Consider the following 16,841-nt stretch of genomic DNA (forward strand, 5'->3'; position numbering starts at 1 on the left):
GACGCCATAGCAGGCGAACGGGTCATTAACCAAAGCGGAAATGTCTTCGGTCATCCTGTTTTCGTATTTTTTGCGAGGCGGGTCGATGACGTTTGGACAGGGAGTGCGCGGCGCGCTGATCCTGGGGCTGTTTTCGCTGCTGGCCGCCTGTTCCACTGTCGGCGGAGCGGGCGTGCGCGGGTCGGTCGCCGGGCGCGTCGAGAACCAACCGCCGGTCGTAAAGGACCCCGCGCCGATCGTGTCGGGGACGATGCGGCCCTATCAGGTGCGCGGTCGTTGGTACACGCCAAAGGAACAGCCGGATTACGAGGAGGTGGGGATGGCGTCCTGGTACGGCGACGCCTTCAACGGGCGGCCGACCTCGACCGGCGAGCGGTTCGACATGCATGCCCTGACGGCGGCGCACAAGACCCTGCCTCTGCCCGGTCTGGTCGAGGTGACGAACCTGGAGAACGGGCGGCGGCTGGTGGTGCGGATCAATGACCGCGGGCCGTTCGTGGACAGCCGGATCATCGACCTGTCGCGCGAGGCGGCGAGCGAACTGGGGATGCTGTCGCAGGGCGTGGGGCGGGTGCGGGTGCGCTACCTCGGCCGGGCGCCGCAGCAGGGCGGGGGCACGCTGTTGCGGGCCTCGGCGCCGACGCCGCGAGGCGCGGTCCCGGCCAGCCCGCCCGTCAGCACGCCCGTCATCGCCCCCACGCCGGTCGTGGTTGCGGAGGTGACGACCTTCTGGGTCCAGGCGGGCAGTTTCTCGGACCAGGTCGAGGCCGGGCGAATCGCCGACAGCCTGAGCGGCTGGGTGCGCGCTGATCGGGGCGCGGGGCGGTTCAATGTGCTAGTGGGGCCGTGGGACAGCGCCAATGCCGCCGAGGCGGCGCGTCAGTCGGTCGTGGCGCGGGGTTATGCAGGCGCTCTGTTGATATCCGGCAGCTGATCGCGCGGGCGGGCTTGCGCCGGGCGGCGTCGGCGCGCCATGAAGGCGCGTGACCCGTGGACAATTCATAAGCTTCGAAGGCGGCGAGGGCGCCGGCAAATCGACCCAGGTCGGGCGGCTGGTCGCGCGGCTGCAGACGGTGCTGGGCGAGCGCAAGGTCGTGCGCACGCGCGAACCGGGCGGGTCCAAAGGCGCGGAGGTGATCCGCAATCTGGTGGTGGCCACGGACGCGGAGCCGTGGTCGGCCATGACCGAGACCCTGCTGATGTACGCCTCGCGCTCGGACCATCTGGAGCGGACCATCCGCCCGGCGCTGGCGGCCGGCGACTGGGTGGTGTGCGACCGGTTCGCCGATTCGAGCCGGGCCTACCAGGGCGCTGGCGGCGGCGTGGCGCAAAGCTTCATCGAACAGATCGACGCGGGCGTGGTCGGGGACGACCAGCCGGACCTGACCCTGGTGTTCGACCTGCCGGTCGAGGTCGGGCTGGAGCGGGCGTTCGGGCGCGGCCTGTTCGAGACGCGGTTCGAATCCAAGGGTCTGGAATTCCATCAGCGGCTGCGCGAGGGCTTTCTGCGCATCGTCGAGGCCAATCCGCAGCGTTGCGTGCTGATCGATGCCGTCGGATCGCTGGACGAGGTCGAGGCGCGAGTCTGGCAGGCGGTTCAGGACCGGCTGCTGTGAGCGATCACCCGCGTGACCGGTTCGACCTGATCCCTGATGCCGCGGCGGAGACGGCGTTTCTGGACGCCTGGGAACGGGGGCGGCTGCACCACGCCTGGCTGTTGTGCGGGGTCGAGGGGACGGGCAAGGCGACCTTCGCCTATCGCGCGGCGCGGCGGTTGTTGGGCGCGGCGGCCGATCCGGCGTCCGGGCCGCTGGGCGCCCGACGCGATGATCCGGTTAGCCGGCTGATCTCGGCCCAGTCGCATCCGGACCTGCTGGTGCTGGAACGGCTGGTCGAGGGGGGTAAGACCAAGAAGTCGATCTCGGTCGATCAGTCGCGCGAACTGCCGGAGTTCTTTTCCAAGAGCCCGTCTCAGGCCCAGTTCCGGGTGGCGATCATCGACGCGGCCGACGACCTGAACCTGAATGCCGCCAATGCCTTGCTGAAGGTTCTTGAGGAGCCGCCCGAGCGCGGCGTGCTGTTTCTGGTGACCCATGCGCCGGGACGGTTGCTCGCGACGATCCGGTCACGGTGCCGGCGGCTGACCTTCCCAATCTGGACGCCGGAACGGCTGGAAACTTTGGTGCGCAACCGGACGGGCGCGGAGCGTGAGGACGCCGAACACGCGGCGACCATGGCGGGCGGATCGCCGGGCGCAGCCCTGGCCTTGGCGTCAGGCGCGACGTTCGAGATGGACCAGCTGGCGCGGCGCTGGGTCGAGGGCGATGTGGACCGGGCCGAAGCCCTGGCCATCGCCGACCGGTTCCGCGGCGCCGAGGGGCAGGAGCGGTTCGAGACCCTGATGGACCGGCTGATCGCGGCGGTGCGCATGCGCGCCTTGCAGAGCGCCCCCGGCGCCGGCAATCGATGGGCTGAACTATGGGAGCGGCTGCAGCCGCTGCCGGAACGGGCGGCGGGGCTGAACTTGGACAAGGCCGATGTGCTGGCCGGCGCGCTGGCGGACCTGAAGCGGGTTCAAGCCCAGCAGGAGCGGATGGGCTGATGCTGATCGACAGTCACGTGAACCTGCACGCGCCGCAGTTCGATGAGGACCGGGACGCCGTGATCGCGCGCGCGAGAGAGGCGGGCGTCGGGCTGATGGTGGAGATTTCCGACAAGCTGACGACCTTCGAGGCGACCCACGGGATCGCTATGGCCAATGAGGACATCTGGTGCACGGTCGGGGTCCATCCGCACGAGGCCAAGGATGCGGCGGACCTGACGGCGGCGACCCTGATCGAACTGGCCCAGCGGCCCAAGGTGGTCGGGATCGGCGAATGCGGTCTGGATTTCCACTACGACTTCAGCCCGCGCGAGCTGCAGGCGGCGGTGTTCCGGCAGCATGTGGCGGCGGCGCGCGAAACCGATCTGCCGCTGGTGATCCATACGCGTGAGGCGGACGACGTAATGGCGTCGATCCTGCGCGAGGAATATGCCGCAGGGCCGTTCAAGATGTTGATGCACTGCTATACGAGTGGTGCGGAACTGGCGAAAGTAGCTGCTGAAATGGGCGCTTGGTTTTCGGTGTCCGGCATCGCGACGTTCAAGGCGGCCGAGGACGTGCGGGCGGTGATCCGCGACATGCCGGGCGACCGGATCATCGTCGAGACCGACTGCCCCTATCTGGCGCCTATTCCGCATCGCGGACGGCGCAACGAGCCGGCCTACATCGGTCATGTATTGCAAAAGCTGGGCGAAATCCGAGGCTGGAGCGCCGAGGAGGCGGACCGCATCACGACCGAGGCCTTCTTCGGCCTCTTTGACCGGATACCCAGGCCCGCATGAGTTTCGAAGTCGTCATTCTGGGCAGCGGATCGTCGGGCGGGGTGCCGCGCGGGGACGGCGACTGGGGCGCCTGCGACCCGACCGAGCCCAAGAACCGGCGAACGCGCTGTTCGATGCTGGCGAGGAAGACCGGGCCGGAGGGGGTGACCACTGTCCTGATCGACACTTCGCCGGACCTGCGCGAACAGATGCTGGCCAGCGGCACGAAACATGTGGATGCGGTTCTTTATACCCACGACCACGCTGACCAGACCCATGGGATCGACGACCTGCGCACCTTCGCCGCGCGGGCCAGGAAGCGGATACCGGCGTGGATGGATGAAGCGACGCACGGCTCGCTGACGCATCGGTTCGACTACATTTTCGAGAGCAAGTTCGGTTATCCGCCGTTGCTGGACGGACGGATCATTCCGCAGCACGGCGTAGCCTGGTCCGTCGAGGGCGCAGGCGGCGCGATACCGGTGACGACTTTCGACCAGGCGCACGGGCCGATCCGCTCGGTCGGCTATCGGTTAGGCGATGTCGCCTATTCCAGCGATGTGTCCGATCTGGACGAGGCGGCCTTGGCGGCGGTGGCTGGCTGTAAGCTCTGGATCGTGGATGCACTGCGTTACGCGCCGCACCCAACCCACGCCCATCTGGACCAGGCCCTGGCGTGGATCGCCGCCGCAGACGTGGAGCGCGCGGTGCTGACGAATCTGCACATCGACATGGATTACAAGGCGTTGTCGGCGCTTGTTCCCGAAAACGTCGAGGTCGGATTCGATGGCTGGAGCCGAGTGATCGGCTAGCTTGCGCCGCCCTTGTGATTTTTCCAGTCGAATAGCTCTTCCAGCACCCGCACCGCCTGGCCGCGTTCCGACGTCAGATCAGGATCGCGGTTCATGATCAGCCGGGCATCATCGGCGGCGGCCAGCATCAGGCTGCGGTGGCGGATCGGGTCGGCGAAGCGGTAGGCGGGAAAGCCGCTCTGTTTCAGGCCCAGGGGATCGCCGCCGCCGCGCAGGCGGAAGTCTTCCTCGGCAATGACGAATCCGTCCTCGGTGCGACGCAGGGTTTCGAGCCGCTCTTTCGCCGTCTCGCCGAGGGAGCCGTCCTGACCGCCATACAGCAGGATGCAGGAACTGGCCTTGGCGCCGCGACCGACGCGGCCGCGCAACTGGTGCAACTGGGCCAGACCGAAGCGGTCGGCGTGTTCAATCACCATGATCGAGGCGTTGGGCACGTCCACGCCGACTTCGACCACCGTGGTGGCGACGAGAACCGGCAGGCGGCCGTCGGCGAAGTCGGCCATGACCGCTTCGCGCTCGGCGCCCGGCATCTGACCATGGGCCAGGCCGACCTCCGCGCCCAGCAGGCGTCGCAGATCGTCGGCGCGATCGACGGCGGCCGCCAGGTCGATGGCTTCGGATTCCTCGACGAGCGGACAGATCCAATAGGCTTGGGCGCCGCTCTCAACAGCGGTCTTCAGGCGGGCGGCGACCTCGCCGATGCGGGCCAAAGGCAGGACGGCGGTTGTGACGGGGGTGCGGCCGGGCGGTTTCTCCATCAGGCGACTGACCTCCAGCTCGCCGTACTGCGTCAGCTCAAGCGTGCGGGGAATGGGGGTGGCCGACATGGTCAGCAGATGCACGGCGCCCAGGCGCGGGTCGCCCTTGGCTTGCAGCCGCTGGCGCTCGTTCACGCCGAACCGGTGCTGTTCGTCAATGACGGCCAGAGCCAGGCGGTCGAAGCGAACGGCGTCCTGGAACAGAGCATGGGTCCCGATGGCGACTTGGACGTGACCCGAGGCCAGTGCAGCCAGTTTCTCGCGCCGTTGAGCCGGGGTGTCGCGGCCGGTGAGCAGGACCGCAGCGACGCCGGCCGCGTCCAGCATGGGGCCGAGTTTTTCGTAATGCTGGCGCGCCAGGATTTCGGTCGGGGCCATGAGCGCGGACTGGAAGCCGCTCGAAGCGGCGTCGGCCAGAGCGACGGCGGCGACGGCGGTCTTGCCTGAGCCGACATCGCCTTGCAGCAATCGGCCCGTCTGCTGGCCCGACGCCAGATCACGACGGATTTCGGCGACGGCCTGGGCCTGGGCGTTGGTCAGCTGGAAGGGCAGGGCCTGGAGCAGGTGTTCGGACGCTGCACCGGGGACGATGACGGGGGCGGGCCTGATCTCGCGAGCGCGGCGACGACGGGCCAGAGCCAACTGATGGGCCAGGAACTCATCATAGGCCAGACGTTGGCGGGCGGGGGCGTCGGGCGACAGGTCCATCTCGGCTGTAGGGGCATGCAGGGCGTCCAGAGCGGCGCGCCAACCCAGCCAGTTCTGCTTCTTTAGCCAGGCGGGATCCTGCCACTCCGGCAGGTCGGGCGCGGCGGGCAGGGCGCCCTGAACCAGTTTACGCAACTGGCGAGAACTGAGCCCCTGCGTCGCCGGATAGACGGGTTCAGACGCCGGAATGTCGGCGGCCTTTTCGAGCGTCACGATGTCCGGATGGACGATCTGAACCTCGCCATTGAACCTTTCGACCTTGCCCGCGACCAACCGCGTCTCGCCGCGCGGCAACAGTCGGTCGATGTGCTGGGGCGAACCGCCGAACCAGACAAGATGCACGAAGCCGGTCGGATCGCTGGCCCGGACCTTCAGCGGCGCGCCGGGGCGGCTGGGCGTGAAGAGGCGATCGATGGTCACGGTGAAGACGCCGACCTCGCCATCGATGGCGCTGGCGGCCTCAGCAGGGCGGCGCACGATGACGCCGGACGGGCTGAGGAACAGCAGATCGCGAACCAGCGGGCCCGCCACCTTTTGCACCAAAGGCAGGACGCGAGGGCCCACTCCCTTAAGGGTCGAGACCTCGGCGAACAGGGGGAAGAGAATCTGCGGACGCATCGCCGTGAACATAGCGTGACCATGACGGGTGGCGAAGTGCGTTCAGGAACGCTATCTGCGCTTCTTCCATTTGAAGACGCTAACGCTCTCCACGCGGTGGCTCGCTGCTTGAGCGTCTTCCCACTTTGCCGGGCAAGGATTCTTGTGGCCGAAATCGACGCGCGTTCCGAAAGCGAAATGACCCCTGAGCAGATGACCCCTGAGCAGATGACGCCTGAGCGCAGGCAGCGGCTGGGACGCATTCAGTTCCGCGCCTGGCGGCGGGGCTTTCGCGAGGCCGACATGGTTCTGGGTCCGTTTTCCGATCAGGTTGCGCCGACCTTCACAGATGCGGAACTGGACCAGTTCGAGCGGCTGATCGACGAGGAAGATCAGTGGCTTTACGGCTGGATCATCGAGCGTGATCCGACGCCGCCCGAGTTCGAGACGCCGGTGATGGCCAAGGTGCGCGCCTTCATGCGCGCCCACGTCGCGGCCGAAGTCGGCAAGGGAATCGGCTGATGGACGCCAAGGTCGAATACCGAACCGACGCCGACTTGGGTGGCGCGCCCGAGGGGTTGGACGCGCTGATCGTCGCCGAACGGATCAAGGCCGGCGGCGGCGTCGGCCTGTTCGTCGCACGCGACTTTCAGAGGTCGGGCAGCTTCGTTCAGGCGTTTCAGTTCTTCTCGAAAGATATTGAAGTCCTGGATTATCCTGCGTGGGACTGTCTGCCCTATGACCGACTGAGCCCCACGGCGGGAATCGCCGCGCAGCGGATGGCGACGCTGACGCGGCTGGCGATGCGCAAGCCTGGCGATGCGCCTGTTCTGGTCGTGACGACGGTGTCGGCGGCCATGCAGCGCACGCCGCCCAAGTCGGTCACGACACAGGCCGGGTTCGAAACCAAGGTCGGACGCGATCTCGATATCCAGGCGCTGGAGCGATATTTCGCCGCCAACGGCTATGTTCGGGCCTCGACCGTGTCGGAGCGCGGCGAGTTCGCGGTGCGCGGCGGGGTCGTCGATGTCTATCCGCCCGGCTTCGAGGAGCCGGTCCGGCTGGACATGTTCGGATCCGAGCTGGAATCGATCCGCACCTTCGATCCCGAAACGCAGCGGTCGACCGGCCAGATGACGTTCGTCTCCCTCGCGCCGGTGTCGGAAGCGCTGCTGGATGCAGCCGCCATCTCGCGCTTTCGCACGGGCTATCTGAACCTGTTCGGCGCGCCGGGCGACGACCCGCTGTATGCGATGATCAGCGAGGGCGCGCGGCGTCAGGGCATGGAACAGTGGCTGCCGCTGTTTTATGAGACCTTGGACAGCCTGTTCGACTATCTGCCGGACGACGCGGCGATCTTCCTCGATAACCAAGTCGAGACGGCCCGCGCCGAGCGATGGGATCTGGTCGCGGACGCCTACGACGCGCGCGCCGAAGCGGCCAAGGCCAAAGGGCAGGCCAGCGCCAATCGCGCCTTGCCGCCCAAGCGGCTCTATCTGGACGCCGGAGACTGGAACCAGGCGCTGGCGGGTCGCGCCGTGCGTCGTTTCACGCCCTTCTCCACGGGAGGCGAGGATGCCGGCGGACGTTTGGGCCGGACCTTCGCCGCCGAGCGGGCGCAGGACAGCGTCAATCTGTTCGAGGCGGTGGCGGCCCATGCGGCGGCGCTGAAGGCCGACGGCAAGCGGGTGCTGTTCGCCTCCTGGACCGAAGGGTCGTCGGAGCGGCTGGCGACCATGCTGGCCGACCACGGGCTGGATCACATCGTCGCCGTGCGCGACTGGGCCGACGTTCAGGCGGCCCCGAAAGACCTGTATCTGCGCGGCGTCCTGCCGGTCGAGCATGGCTTTGTCACCGACGAGGTGGCGGTCATTTCCGAGACCGACATCCTGGGCGACCGTCTGGCGCGGCCGCGCAAGAAGCGCCGCGCCTCGAACTTCCTGGCGGAGGCGTCGGCCCTGACGACGGGCGATCTGGTCGTTCACCTGGATCACGGTATCGGTCGGTATGAAGGGCTCAAGACGCTGGAAATCCAGCAGGCGCCGCACGACTGTCTGGAACTGTTCTACGCCGGTGAGAGCAAACTTTATCTGCCGGTTGAAAACATTGACCTTCTGACCCGATACGGTTCGGACTCCGAGGGCGTTCAGCTAGACAAGCTAGGCGGCGCAGGCTGGCAGGCCAGAAAGGCCAAGGCCAAGGAACGTCTGCGCGCCATGGCCGAGGGGCTGATCGCTCTGGCCGCCAAACGGGCGCTGCGCGAGACCGATGCGGTCACGCCGCCGCCGGGTCTGTTCGCCGAGTTCTGCGCGCGCTTCCCTTACGAGGAAACCGACGATCAGCTGAACGCCATCGGTGATGTGCTTGAGGATTTGGGCAAGGGCACGCCGATGGATCGCCTGATCTGCGGCGACGTCGGCTTCGGCAAGACCGAGGTGGCGCTGAGGGCCGCCTTCGTCGTGGCCATGACGGGGCAGCAGGTGGCGATCGTTGCGCCGACGACCCTGCTGGCGCGCCAGCACTACAAGACCTTCACCGAACGCTTCGCCGGCTGGCCGGTTAAGGTGCGTCAGTTGTCGCGGATGGTGGGGTCCAAGGAGGCGGCGGAGACGCGCGCTGGGCTGAAGGACGGCTCGGTCGAGATCGTCGTCGGCACCCATGCGGTGCTGAGCGAACAGGTCGGCTTCCGCGACCTGGGCCTGGTCATCGTCGATGAGGAACAGCACTTCGGCGTCAAGCACAAGGAGAAGCTGAAGACGCTGCGCGCCGACGTGCATCTCTTGACCCTGACCGCCACGCCAATCCCGCGCACGCTTCAGATGGCGCTGTCGGGCATCCGCGAGATGTCGATCATCGCTACCCCGCCGGTCGATCGTCTGGCGGTGCGGACCTACGCCACGCCGTGGGATCCGGTGCTGGTGCGCGAGGCCCTGCTGCGCGAGAAATATCGCGGGGGTCAGGCCTACTACGTCGCGCCGCGCCTGAAGGACCTGCCAGCCATCGAGAAGTTCCTGCGCGAACAGGTTCCCGAGGTGAAGTTCGTCGTCGGTCATGGCCAGATGAGCGCGACCCAGTTGGAAGAGGTGATGAGCGCCTTCTACGACGGGGAATATGACGTCCTGGTCTCCACCACGATCGTTGAGAGCGGGCTAGATATCCCGACGGCCAATACCCTGATCGTGCACCGCGCCGACATGTTCGGCCTGGCGCAACTGTATCAGATCCGGGGTCGGGTCGGCCGGTCCAAGGCCCGCGCCTTCGCCTATCTGACCACCGATGCAGTCAAGCCGATGACCCTGTCGGCCGAGCGGCGGTTGCAGGTTCTGCAGTCGCTCGACAATCTGGGCGCCGGCTTCCAGCTGGCCAGCCACGATCTGGACCAGCGCGGCGGCGGCAATCTGCTGGGCGACGAACAGTCGGGCCACATCCGCGAGGTCGGCGTCGAACTGTACCAGCAGATGCTGGAAGACGCCGTGGCGGAGTTGCGCGAGAAGGGCGAGGGACAGCCGGTAGATCGCGGTTGGTCGCCGTCGATCAACGTCGGCGCTTCTGTCTTAATTCCAGAAGATTACGTGCCAGACCTGAACGTGCGTCTCAGCCTCTATCGTCGTCTTTCCGACGCCGAACAGGCCGAGGATCGCGAAGCCCTGGCCGCCGAACTGATCGACCGTTTCGGGCCCTTGCCGGATGAGGCGCAGCAGTTGCTGAAGATCGTCGGCATCAAGTCGAACTGCCGTAAGGCCTGCATCGAGAAGATCGACATCGGGCCGCGCGGCGCGGTGCTGACGTTGCGCGACAACAGCTTCCCCAATCCGGCGGGACTGGTCGGGCTGATCCAGAAGAACCACGCCTTCTGGAAGATTCGACCGGATCAGAAGATCGTCGTTTCAGGCGATTGGCCGACGGCGGAAGAGCGATTGAAGGTGGCCGAACGGATCACCGCCGATCTGGCGCGGGTGGCGGGGGCGTAAAGCCCCTCAGCGCGTCTTTTCGAACAGGTCGGCCGAAGCGCGTTCCAAAAGGGCGGCGGCGCTTTCGTCGGGACGCATCTCGGCGGTGCCGACGTCGAACTCGGCGACGAACGGCGACCGGTCCGGGCCGGCGTCGAAGGCGGTGCAGCCGATCACGGCGGCGATTCGTTCTGCGGCCAGACGCGCCGGTTCAGCGTGGGTCGCGGGCAGGGCGAGGGCGAAGACCTCCTTGGCCAAGCGGGCAGGGGTGTCCTCGACACGGACCAGGCGCGAAACCATGGCCCCGATCTGCGGCATGGCGCGATCCAGCCAACCGCCCTGACGCGCCCAGGTGACGGATTCGGTTTCGCGCACCCGCAGGACGCAGACGGAAAGCGGGCGCTTTCGCCCGCGCGAAGCCTCGGCGACACGACCTAGGTGGCTGGCGAAAAGTTCGGGCGTGAACAGGCCTGTTTCTGGGTCCATCACGTCCAGGCTGCGCACCGAGTCCAACGTCTTGCGAATGCCCAGATGAATGCGGTGCGCGCCGGCCAGGGCTAGGATCCGCTCGGCCGTTTCGCCCTCGGGCGTGTCGGCGGAGGCGACGTCTGCGAAGCCGCGGTTGAACAGTTCAGCCAGGCTAATCTCGTTCCTGCCGCGCAGATAAAGCATCAGCGGAATATGATACAGGCGTGTGTTGCGCTTCATGCCCGCCGCGATCGACAGGGCCGGCGCATGGTCTTCGGCGCCCCACAGAACGGCGGCGTCAAACGGGCTTTCGTGCAGATAGTCGAAGGCGGTGTAGGGCGTCGGCGCCGCGACCACCTCGACACCGGCCGCAGTCAGGGCGTTCGACAGGGCGAGAAAGCGGCGGTCCGCGACGCCGGCGGCCAGCACGCGCAAGGGACCATCGTCGTCGGCCCTTTTGTCCAAGCCGACCCCGCGCGTGGCGAAGGTGGTGACGCGCAGCCGATATTCCTCCTCGGCGATGGCGGCCCGGCCCAACTGCTCCAGACGCAAGGCGGCCTGGGCCGGATGCGGCGGCGTGGACATGGTCAGATCCGCACCCTTCACCGAATCAGGGCGGGCGCCGATGACCACGATGGGCAGGCGGCGCGGCTCGGCGGCGGCGCGAAGGCGAGACGCCACGTCGGCGTCGAAGGTGTTGATGTCGATGACGGCGGCTTCGAGCGGAAAGTCCTGAAGCGTCATCTCAGCGGAGACGACGTCACGGGCGGTCACCGTCGTCCAGCCCAGCGCATCCAGACCCGCAGCGAGCGGCCCGATTCGGCCATCGTCAGCCGCCAGGATCAATACGCGCGCGTCGAAAGCCAAGCCGATCGTCTCCAAAAGTCGCCGCGCCACTAGCCGGCCGGAAACGCGCGGACCATAGCGACGAGGGTGTTAAGGATGCAATGTCGGCCGGCCAAAGCGATGCGGCCGGATCGCGAATGATCGTCCTCACGCGGATGAGACTTTCGCCGCATACGAATTCCGCTAGGTTCCGCCGCTTGTGCAACGGTTGTGGGGACCGATTTGAGTGAGCAACTGACACGGTCGGTCCTGAAAGCGCCCGGATTCTGGGGGGGGCTGGCCGTGCGAGCGTTCACCCGCAGCTGGGGGCGTGACGTCATGCTCTATACGGGCGGCGTGTCCTTCTTCGCCCTGCTGGCCGTGTTTCCGGCGATCGCCATCCTGATCGGCTTCTACAAGTTGGGTCTGTCGATCACCGAAGTCAGCGCCCAGGCGACCGCCCTATCGGACCTGTTGCCCAAGGCGGCGCAGACCATTTTTCAGGGCGAGATCACGCGTTTGAGCAATGCGTCGGCGCGGACAGTGTCCGCTCAGAGCGCCTTCGCCCTGTTCGTCGGCGCCTATGCCGCGCACCGAGGTTTCAAGGCCTTGTTGGCGGGATTGAACCTGATCCATGACGAGACCGAGCCGCACGGCTTCTTCAAGTTCAATCTGCTGGCCTTCTTTGTGGCCATCTTCGCCTTTGCGCTGTTCACGGTCGTGTCGGGGGCGGTCGTGACCGTGCGCATTATGGCGCATGCCTCGTCGTCGGCCGCCGGCCTGCCCGGGCGAAGCGGCATGGCGCCGCTGGACGCCTTCCTGCCCGCCATCGGCTTGGTGATCGGGCTGACGCTGCTTTACCGCTACGCCATGAGCCACAGGACGCCCGTCGCTTGGCTGCCGGCGACGGCGGGCGGTCTGGTGGCGACGCTGATGTCGGTCGTGTCGTCGTGGCTGTGCGCCATCTATGTCGAGCAGATCGCGCCGCTGGGGGCCACCTATGGGTCGGTCGGCGCCGTGGTGGTGCTGCTGATCTGGCTGTCGTGGAACGTCAACGCCATCTTCTACGGCGGCGCCTTCGCCACCGAGATGGAACTGGCGGCCAAGGCGCGCGCGATCGCCGACACGCCGCCGGCCGATATCGTCAATCTGTCGGAGCGTCGGGCCGGGCGCCGGTCTCGATCGTAAAGCGAAGAAGGCCGTCGCCGTCCTCGACTTCGATCACGCGGCCGCCTTTCTGTGACATCAGAAACGGCACATCGATCCGGGCCATCGGATCGGTGGCCAGCAGCACGATCCGCGCGCCGGGCGGGGCTGTTTCCAACGCCTTCATCAGCTTCAGGCTGGGAACAGGGCAGCGGTGGCCCTTGGCGTCGATGACGACTGGGTCGCTCACGCGAGCCGATCCGCCAGCATTGCCAACGCCACGCGAACGCTGGCTTGGCGAATCCCGTCGCGGCCGAGATCGCCGAATCGCTCGACGCGGTGAACGACGCCCTTTGGTCCGGATGCCGCGAAGTGGACCAGACCCACAGGTTTATCCGCCGACCCGCCACCCGGTCCAGCCACCCCTGTTACGGATACCGACACAGAAGCGCGAGAGTGCGCCACGGCGCCCTCAGCCATCGCGACTGCGACGGCTTGCGACACGGCGCCATGGGCGGACAGGCTTTCCAGCGACACGCCCAGCATCTGGGCCTTGGCCTCGTTGCTGTAGGTGACGAAGCCGCGATCCAGGACCACTGACGATCCGGGGATGGCCGTGATCGCAGCGGATACCAAACCGCCCGTGCAGCTTTCGGCCGTCGCCAGCATCAGGCCGCGCTCGCTGGCCGTTGCGACAATCTGTTGCGCCAGGTGCGCGATATCTTGGGAAAACATGGTCTTTCCATAGGCCGCGAACCCCGCTCTAACCAGAGCCATGACCGAGGCTGTCGATCCGTTACGCCCCGCCGCCGCGAGATCGGATCGCATCGCGCCGATCCTGTTCGCTGTCGCCATCTTCACATCGGCCTGTCTGGTCTTCGTCGTTCAGCCGATGGCGGCCAAGCTGCTGTTGCCGACGCTGGGCGGATCGCCTTCGGTGTGGAACGCGTCGATGGTGTTCTTCCAGACCGCGCTGCTCGCCGGATATGGCTATGCGCACCTGCTGCAACGTCTGGCGACGATGCGGGCGCAGGTCGGGGTTCACCTGGGCCTGCTGATCGTGGCGGCGTTTTTCCTGCCCCTGCAGATCAGCGGCCTGTTGGGGGATCCCGATCCGTCCCAACCGGCGATGTGGCTGCTGGCGACGCTGGCGGTGTCGATCGGCGCGCCGTTCGCAGTTCTGTCCGCGACCGCGCCGCTGCTTCAGGCCTGGTACGCGCGCGTGCGGGCCGGACATGCAGACGGCCAGAACCCCTATGTTCTTTACGCCGCCTCGAACCTGGGCAGCTTCCTGGCCCTGCTGGCCTATCCGGTCGTGATCGAGCCGCTGGCCAGCCTGTCGGATCAGCGTTTGGGCTGGAGCGTCGGCTATGGGCTGTTCGTGGTGATGGTCGTGGGGCTGGGCGTTCAGGTCTGGCGACGACGCGAGATCGGGACGGCGGAGCCCGCGCCGCTTGAGGCCAGCCCGCCGATCGCCTGGCGCGAAAAGGGCATGCTGGTTCTGCTGGCCGCAGCACCGTCCAGTCTGATGCTGGGGGTGACGGCGCATCTGACGACGGATGTCGCCTCGGCGCCCTTTTTATGGGTCATACCGCTCGCGCTCTATCTGCTGACGTTCGTAATCGCGTTCCAGACCCGGCCGGCTGTTTCGCCGGCCATCGGCCTTGGTTTGCAGGCGGCTGCGGCAGCGGCCTGCGCCGCCCTGATTGCGTTCCGGACAGGCGAATGGCTGCTGGTGTTCACCATCAATCTGGCGGCCTTCTTCTTTACCGCGCTGATGTGTCACCAAAGGCTGGCGGCGCGACGGCCGGCGCCGGATCGGCTGACCGAATTCTATCTGTTGCTGTCGCTGGGCGGCGTAGTCGGCGGACTGTTCAATGGCCTGATCGCGCCGGCCGTTTTCGACATGGTGTGGGAATATCCGCTGGTGCTGGTGGCGGCCGGATTGCTGCGGCCGTGGAGCCGTCGCGAGATCAGGCCGTGGGAGATCATCTGCTGCGTCGCCGGCGTGGTGATCGCCCTGATGGGGCCGCTGTCGATGGAGGCCGTCCGGTACGCACCGAACATTCGCGCGGCCATCCCTGACGCTGAACTGGTGCGGATCGCGCAAGCCATCCTGGGGATCGCGACCCTGTTCGCCTTTTTGGTGCGCGATCGGGCGGTGATGTTCACGATCGTTTTGGCCGCCATCGTATGGTCCGGCTATCATCTGGCGCGCGGATATGACTGGGCCCTGTCGGAACGCAGCTTCTTTGGCGTGATGCGGGTAGCCAAGATCGACGATCCGCTGATGGGCGGGCCGGTCCATGTGCTAATGCACGGCACGACTTTGCATGGCGCCCAGGCCCAGGCGCCGTCGAACCGCTGTCAGCCCACGCTCTACTATGCGACCTCGACGCCGCTGGGGCAGGCGATGCTGCAGATGCAGGCGCGTCGGCTGGACGGCGCGCTCGTCGGCGTTGTGGGGCAGGGCTCGGGCGCCATGGCCGCCTACAAGCGCGCTCAGGACCAGCTGACCTTCTTCGAGATCGATCCGATGGTGGATCGGCTGTCGCGCGACCCGCAATGGTTCAGCTTCATCAACGGCTGCGCCGACGGGCCGGTGCGGACGGTTCTGGGGGATGCGCGCCTAACGATGGATCGCGAGCCGGCAAGATCTTACGACCTGCTGGTCATCGACGCCTTCTCGTCCGACGCCGTGCCGACGCATCTGCTGACGATCGAGGCGATCCGCGGCTATCTGCGGATGCTGGCGCCCGACGGCGTCGTGGTGCTTCATCTGTCGAACCGGAACCTGGAGATCACCCTGCCGGCCGAGGCGGCGGCGCAGGCGCTGAAGGTCCCGCACCTGCACCAGGTCTATATCGAGCAGTCGGGCCAGGGCGACATGGCCGAAGCCTCCACCGAAGCCCTGCTGATCGGCAAGACCCCGGCGGCGCTGGAAGGTTTCAGGGACGATGCGCGTTGGCGCAAGCTGTCGCCGACGACGGTGCGTCCGTGGACGGACGACTATGTCAATCTATTCGGATCGCTGGTGCGTCAGTTGAAGATGGCGGCGCGCTAGGGCGTGGGCGTTTCAACGGTCGCCACGGCCTGGGCGGCCAGACCCTCGCCGCGTCCGGTGAAACCAAGCCCTTCGGTCGTGGTCGCCTTGACGCTGACGGCGTCGAGCGGAAGGCCCAGCAGCCCGGCAATCCGGTCGCGCATGGCCTGGCGGTGCGGCTTCACCTTGGGTCGTTCGCAGATCAGGGTGACGTCGACATTGACGATGCGGCCGCCCCGCGCCGCGACCAGTTCGGCGGCATGGATCAGGAACTGGTCAGAGGAGGCGCCTTTCCATTTCGGATCCGTTGGCGGGAAATGGTCGCCGATGTCGCCCGCCGCGATGGCGCCCAGGATGGCGTCGGTCAGGGCGTGGAGACCGGCGTCCGCGTCGGAGTGGCCAATCAGCGTTTGATCGTGCGGCACCTCGATCCCGCAAAGCCAGACGGACCCGCCGGGCCCCCAGCGATGCACGTCATAGCCGGAGCCGATGCGGGTCTGATAACGCTGCGCTTGGGGCAGCAGAGCTTCGGCCATGGCGAAATCCTCGGGATAGGTCAATTTCATCAGACGCGCATCGCCCTGAACCAGGGCCACCGCACCGCCGCTGCGCTGGACGACGACGGCTTCGTCGGTCGGAACCTCGGCGTCCGACCAGGCGTCATAGGCGGTCTCGATCACGCCCCGGCGGAAGGCTTGAGGCGTCTGGGCGCGCCAAAGACCGTCACGCTCGACCACGTCGGTCATGATGTCCGCCTCTCCGCGTCGCAGGCTATCGGCGACGGGCAGGACGGGCAGGGCGCCGTCCGAAGTTTCAAGGGCCGACACCAGACGATCGACGACGGCGCGATCCAGCAGGGGGCGGGCGGCGTCATGGATCAACACCGGCTGATCCGCCGGACAGGTCAGGGCCGAAAGCCCGGCGCGGACCGAATCGGCGCGGGCGGCTCCACCCGCGACGGCTTTCCAACGCGGCAGATCGGACAGCACGTCCGCCACCCGCTCAACGGCGTCAGGCGCGATCACGACGATCAGTTCGTCGGCGCCGGCGTTCAGCATGGCCTCGGCTGACCAACGCAGCACGGGCTTTCCACCTAGGTCTCGCCACTGTTTGTCGCCGCCGGCGCGCGAGCCGGAACCGGCCGCGACGATGATGCCCGAGAATGTCATGG

Annotated in this window: 14 protein-coding genes; 9 read left to right on the forward strand and 5 right to left on the reverse strand. The window is 67.0% G+C overall.

All coding sequences use genetic code 11. From position 1 onward, the window contains the following. Positions 1 to 85 precede the first annotated feature (85 nt). Genes ABIC32_RS11280 through ABIC32_RS11300 form a run of 5 tightly spaced genes read left to right on the forward strand, consistent with a single transcriptional unit; the run spans position 86 to position 4,175 of the window. A complete protein-coding gene (locus ABIC32_RS11280; protein ID WP_354074223.1) occupies positions 86 to 934 on the forward strand; it encodes a septal ring lytic transglycosylase RlpA family protein in 849 nt (282 codons plus the stop codon). Between the two features lie 49 nt (positions 935 to 983). Further along, positions 984 to 1,616: a dTMP kinase gene (gene tmk, locus ABIC32_RS11285; protein ID WP_112861909.1), complete on the forward strand. Its 633-nt coding sequence runs from the start codon at positions 984 to 986 to the stop codon at positions 1,614 to 1,616. Beyond that, positions 1,613 to 2,602 carry a DNA polymerase III subunit delta' gene (locus ABIC32_RS11290; protein ID WP_354074224.1) on the forward strand — a complete coding sequence of 330 codons (990 nt, stop codon included), beginning with the start codon at positions 1,613 to 1,615 and terminating at the stop codon, positions 2,600 to 2,602. Before tmk ends, ABIC32_RS11290 begins: the two co-directional genes overlap by 4 nt. Continuing rightward, a complete protein-coding gene (locus ABIC32_RS11295; RefSeq protein ID WP_354074225.1) occupies positions 2,602 to 3,384 on the forward strand; it encodes a TatD family hydrolase in 783 nt (260 codons plus the stop codon). The genes ABIC32_RS11290 and ABIC32_RS11295 overlap by 1 nt, the downstream gene beginning before the upstream one ends. After that, the gene (locus tag ABIC32_RS11300) at positions 3,381 to 4,175 is read left to right on the forward strand and encodes an MBL fold metallo-hydrolase (protein ID WP_354074226.1); all 795 of its coding nucleotides are present in this window, start codon (positions 3,381 to 3,383) and stop codon (positions 4,173 to 4,175) included. Before ABIC32_RS11295 ends, ABIC32_RS11300 begins: the two co-directional genes overlap by 4 nt. Here ABIC32_RS11300 and recG read toward each other — a convergent pair. After that, the gene (gene recG / locus ABIC32_RS11305; protein ID WP_354074227.1) at positions 4,172 to 6,259 is read right to left on the reverse strand and encodes an ATP-dependent DNA helicase RecG; all 2,088 of its coding nucleotides are present in this window, start codon (positions 6,257 to 6,259) and stop codon (positions 4,172 to 4,174) included. The two genes, ABIC32_RS11300 and recG, sit on opposite strands and share 4 nt — an antisense overlap. 144 nt (positions 6,260 to 6,403) lie before the next feature. On the opposite strand from recG, the gene ABIC32_RS11310 reads away from it, so the two are divergent. Then, positions 6,404 to 6,760 (forward strand): succinate dehydrogenase assembly factor 2, encoded by a 357-nt coding sequence (locus tag ABIC32_RS11310; RefSeq protein ID WP_354074228.1) that lies wholly within the window; start codon positions 6,404 to 6,406, stop codon positions 6,758 to 6,760. Then, positions 6,760 to 10,209, forward strand: a complete 3,450-nt coding sequence (gene mfd / locus ABIC32_RS11315) for a transcription-repair coupling factor (protein ID WP_354074229.1) — start codon at positions 6,760 to 6,762, stop codon at positions 10,207 to 10,209. The genes ABIC32_RS11310 and mfd overlap by 1 nt, the downstream gene beginning before the upstream one ends. A gap of 6 nt (positions 10,210 to 10,215) precedes the next feature. Here the strand turns inward: mfd and ABIC32_RS11320 are convergent, their stop codons facing one another. Further along, entirely contained in the window at positions 10,216 to 11,523 is a 1,308-nt protein-coding gene (locus ABIC32_RS11320) for a diguanylate cyclase domain-containing protein (protein WP_354074230.1), read from the reverse strand. 261 nt (positions 11,524 to 11,784) lie between these two features. On the opposite strand from ABIC32_RS11320, the gene ABIC32_RS11325 reads away from it, so the two are divergent. Next, positions 11,785 to 12,669, forward strand: coding sequence for a YihY/virulence factor BrkB family protein (locus ABIC32_RS11325; protein WP_354074231.1), 885 nt, complete (start codon positions 11,785 to 11,787; stop codon positions 12,667 to 12,669). Here the strand turns inward: ABIC32_RS11325 and ABIC32_RS11330 are convergent. Next, complete coding sequence (locus ABIC32_RS11330; protein ID WP_354074232.1) at positions 12,626 to 12,877, reverse strand: sulfurtransferase TusA family protein; 252 nt, start codon at positions 12,875 to 12,877, stop codon at positions 12,626 to 12,628. The genes ABIC32_RS11325 and ABIC32_RS11330 overlap by 44 nt on opposite strands. After that, the gene (locus ABIC32_RS11335; RefSeq protein ID WP_354074233.1) at positions 12,874 to 13,362 is read right to left on the reverse strand and encodes a CinA family protein; all 489 of its coding nucleotides are present in this window, start codon (positions 13,360 to 13,362) and stop codon (positions 12,874 to 12,876) included. The genes ABIC32_RS11330 and ABIC32_RS11335 overlap by 4 nt, the downstream gene beginning before the upstream one ends. A 40-nt stretch (positions 13,363 to 13,402) precedes the next feature. Between ABIC32_RS11335 and ABIC32_RS11340 the strand changes: the two genes are divergently transcribed. Next, positions 13,403 to 15,691: a spermidine synthase gene (locus ABIC32_RS11340; protein ID WP_354074234.1), complete on the forward strand. Its 2,289-nt coding sequence runs from the start codon at positions 13,403 to 13,405 to the stop codon at positions 15,689 to 15,691. On the opposite strand, the gene ABIC32_RS11345 is transcribed toward ABIC32_RS11340, so the two are convergent. After that, positions 15,688 to 16,839 (reverse strand): bifunctional 2-C-methyl-D-erythritol 4-phosphate cytidylyltransferase/2-C-methyl-D-erythritol 2,4-cyclodiphosphate synthase, encoded by a 1,152-nt coding sequence (locus ABIC32_RS11345; protein WP_354074235.1) that lies wholly within the window; start codon positions 16,837 to 16,839, stop codon positions 15,688 to 15,690. The genes ABIC32_RS11340 and ABIC32_RS11345 overlap by 4 nt on opposite strands. Between the last annotated feature and the right edge of the window lie 2 nt (positions 16,840 to 16,841).

The sequence above is a fragment of the Brevundimonas sp. 1080 genome (genome assembly GCF_040545985.1).
In the GTDB taxonomy this organism is placed as follows: Bacteria; Pseudomonadota; Alphaproteobacteria; order Caulobacterales; family Caulobacteraceae; genus Brevundimonas.